Genomic DNA, 3,314 nt, shown 5'->3' with positions numbered 1-3,314 from the left:
CGAGCGCGTCCGCGCGGCGCTGCGCCGACGCGAGCGACCAGTCGCGAAACGCCGCGTGCGCGGCCTCGATCGCGCTGTCGGTCTGCCGCACGTCGGCCCGCGCGTATTCGCCGACCGGGTCGCCCAGGTCCGACGGATTGAACGACATGCCCGCGGTCGCGCCGGTCTCCCATCCGCCATTGATGTAATGGCGAAACGGGCTGGCAACGAGCGGGACGAGCGGATCGCGGTTCATCGACGGAAACGGCGTGGCATGGAAAAAGGCGGCAAGCGCGGGCGAAGCTCACAAAGTCCACGAATGGTATGAGCGGCCGTCATAACTTTCCAATCCCTTTTTAGGTCTCTCCGATATCAGTTTCGATATGGCATCATGGCGCCCTGAAGCGCGGCGGCCGGCCGCCGTCACCACGACGGGCGGTTCAGGGCAGCAAGCCGCGCGCCGAAAACGGAAGGAGACAACGCGATGACGCGTAGCTATTCGAACTGGTTCGTGCGAGCGCGGCTCAAGACGCGCCAGCTGCTGCTGCTCGCGGCAATGGAGGAAGAGGGCAACGTGCGGCGCGCGGCCGACGTGCTCGGCATGACGCAGCCGGCCGCGTCGCGGCTGCTCAAGGAACTCGAGGACATGCTCGAAGTGAGCCTGTTCGACCGCACGCCGCACGGCATGCACGCGACGCTCTACGGCGAGGTGATGATCCGCCACGCGCGCATGGTGCTGTCGAACCTGAGCCAGGCGCACGACGAAATCTCGGCGCTGCGCTCGGGGCTCGCGGGCCAGGTGCGCATCGGCGTGATCGCGGCCGCCGCCGCGGCGATGGTGCCGCGTGCGATCGCGAACGTGAAGGAGCGCTATCCGCAATTGCAGATCTGGGCCGACATCGAGACCTCGGACGTGATGCTGCCGCGCCTCGCCGAAGGCGATCTCGACATCATGGTCGGCCGCGTGCTCGAACGGCAGAACCAGCTCAAGACCGACGTGCGCTACGAGCCGCTCGCCGACGAACCGCTCTGCGTGGTCGCCCGGCCCGGCCATCCTCTCGAAAATGAGACAGGTTTGACATTGCGCGGAATCGTCAACGCGAGCTGGGTTCTGCATCCGCCGGGCAGCGTGCTGCGCCACCGCTTCGATCTGATGTTTTCGCAGATCGGCCTGAATCCGCCGCAAAATGTCGTCAATACGAACAATTTTCTGGCTATTTCGAGCCTGCTCCTGCAAAGCGACATGTTGGCGGTTTTACCTGAGGAAGTGGCGCGTCAATACCAACAGTACGGCGTATTGAAACGGGTACCGATCGATTTACCGTACAGGATGGATACATTCGGTATCATCACGCGCCAGTCGCATCTGCTGGCGCCAGCCGCCGTGATCGTACTCGACGCCTTGCGGGACGCGGCTCGCGAGGTCTACGGCGCGCCGCTGGAGCCCGTGGTGGCCCGATAAATGCTCCTTCCGTCGTCATAGGCACCGGCTGACGGCGCGGGAGGAACACGCGATGCATGGCAAATACGACAGACGGCAACGCGCCGTCGACGATTCTTTTTCCGTTCGCTCCGGTGGAGCGAGCGCCTGGTTCAGCAACGGCATGGCTCTCAAATCGACGATTTACAAGGCGGAACTGCAGATCGCGGACATGGACCGGCACTATTACGCCGACCATTCGCTGACGATCGCCCGTCACCCCTCGGAAACCGACGACCGGATGATGGTCCGCGTCGCGGCGTTCGCGCTGTTCGCGCAGGAACGGCTCGAGTTCTGCAAAGGCTTGTCGGATGTCGACGAGCCGGACTTGTGGCAGAAAGACCTCACCGGCGCGATCGAAACGTGGATCGAGGTCGGCCAGCCCGACGAGCGGCGCATCGCGAAGGCGAGCGGCCGCGCCAATCACGTAGTCGTGATCGCGTACGGCGGGCGGACCTCGGACATCTGGTGGCAGGGCGTGCGCAACAAGGTCGAGCGTCTGCGCAACGTGACGGTGTGGACGCTCGGCGAGGACGTCGCGGCATCGCTCGGCTCGCTCGCCGAACGCACGATGCGTCTGCAATGCACGGTACAGGATGGTGAAGCGTGGCTCGGCAGCGCCGAGGCCGACGCGGTGAAAATCGACTGGACGGTGTTGAAGGCGCCCGCCGACGCCTGAGTTCTACGCGAAGCCGGCGCCGGCCTGACCGGCCAACGTCGCTCGCGGCGGCCCGAGCGCCCCTGGCCGAAGCTCAGAGCGACGTCACCCGCGCCGCGTCCGGCGGCCCCTTCAGTTCGACCATATTGCCTTCCGGGTCGAACAGATACAGCGACGGTCCGAAGCCGTCCGCGCCATAACGCACCCCTTGTTCGCCGATCCGCGTGCCATGCGCGGCCAGATGCGCCGTGAGCGCTGCGGCGTCGAACGATTCGATCCGCAGGCACAGGTGATCCAGATTGCGTCCCGTGCCCGGCATACCGTTTTCCGCGCGATCGAGCTTTGCGCCGACCTGCAGCAAATCGATCAGCGAACGTCCCGCGCGCAATTGCGTAAGACCCTGCTCGCGCTGCTCCTTTTCGAGACTGCAGCCGAGCACGTCGCAGTAAAAACGCGCGAGCGTCTCGACGTTCGTCGCCCGGATCACGACATGGTCGATCTCGCGAATATGGATTTTCATCTCGGACACCCTCTTGCTGGTCTTGCCGGTTCGGAGAACCAATGAGCGAAGTGTAGGAGAAAGGATCGCGCAGCGGGATCGAGGGAGGGGAGGGGGAAACGACGGGCGAAAAAAAGCCCGCTCGAATGGAGCGGGCTGAATCCATATCAGGAGGAGACATGGAGGAGACAGGTACTAATATACACATCGGGTTGATGCGACGCAATAACTTTTTAAGGGAAAACCCGGTATCGGGCCAAATTGTCGCGATTTGAGGCAAAACACCCGCCTGGAGCGGGTTTACAGGTGAGTTGAAAGCGTCCTGAATGAGATTTAGCGGGTTTTGACCCCGTTACGAGTAGGGAAAAGCGGGCTGCAATGACAGAGCAAGAACCGGAGCGTAGTGTGTCGCCATCGGACCTACATTGATGAGCATCGACATTGCCTGCCCATCAGGGACCACGGAACGATCATGAACGCCAACCGCCATTCCGCCGCAATCCGCACCGCCACCGGCGAGGAATCCAACGCCACCCGCTGGCTCACCGACGACGACCGCTGGGCCGCCGTCACCCGTCGCGAGCGCGAAGCCGACGGCGTCTTCTTCTACGCGGTCAGGACGACCGGCGTGTTCTGCCGGCCGTCGTGCGCGTCGCGCCAGCCACGTCGCGAGAACGTCGCCTTCTTCACCGATGCCG

5 protein-coding genes are annotated in these 3,314 nt (G+C 63.8%); 3 read left to right on the top strand and 2 right to left on the bottom strand.

The annotated features are described in order from the left end of the window. Positions 1–235 (bottom strand): aldehyde dehydrogenase family protein (locus GXB81_RS30695; RefSeq protein WP_205991174.1); only part of this gene is annotated, 235 nt, incomplete at its 3' end. Between the two features lie 228 nt (positions 236–463). Between GXB81_RS30695 and GXB81_RS30690 the strand changes: the two genes are divergently transcribed. Together GXB81_RS30690 and GXB81_RS30685 are read left to right on the top strand one after the other, a co-directional pair. Continuing rightward, the gene (locus GXB81_RS30690) at positions 464–1,441 is read left to right on the top strand and encodes a LysR family transcriptional regulator (RefSeq protein ID WP_167050076.1); all 978 of its coding nucleotides are present in this window, start codon (positions 464–466) and stop codon (positions 1,439–1,441) included. Between the two features lie 142 nt (positions 1,442–1,583). Further along, positions 1,584–2,138 carry a YaeQ family protein gene (locus GXB81_RS30685; protein WP_167050078.1) on the top strand — a complete coding sequence of 185 codons (555 nt, stop codon included), beginning with the start codon at positions 1,584–1,586 and terminating at the stop codon, positions 2,136–2,138. A gap of 73 nt (positions 2,139–2,211) precedes the next feature. Here GXB81_RS30685 and GXB81_RS30680 read toward each other — a convergent pair whose 3' ends face one another. After that, entirely contained in the window at positions 2,212–2,637 is a 426-nt protein-coding gene (locus tag GXB81_RS30680) for a VOC family protein (protein WP_205991173.1), read from the bottom strand. Between the two features lie 451 nt (positions 2,638–3,088). Here GXB81_RS30680 and GXB81_RS30675 point away from each other — a divergent pair. Then, a partial coding sequence (locus GXB81_RS30675) for an Ada metal-binding domain-containing protein (protein WP_277396822.1) occupies positions 3,089–3,314 on the top strand: 226 nt, incomplete at its 3' end.

This window comes from Paraburkholderia sp. Ac-20336 (genome assembly GCF_017105025.1).
GTDB lineage: Bacteria > Pseudomonadota > Gammaproteobacteria > Burkholderiales > Burkholderiaceae > Paraburkholderia.
The sequence above is the reverse complement of the archived record's forward strand: the minus strand, read 5'-3'. Positions and strand labels throughout refer to the sequence as shown.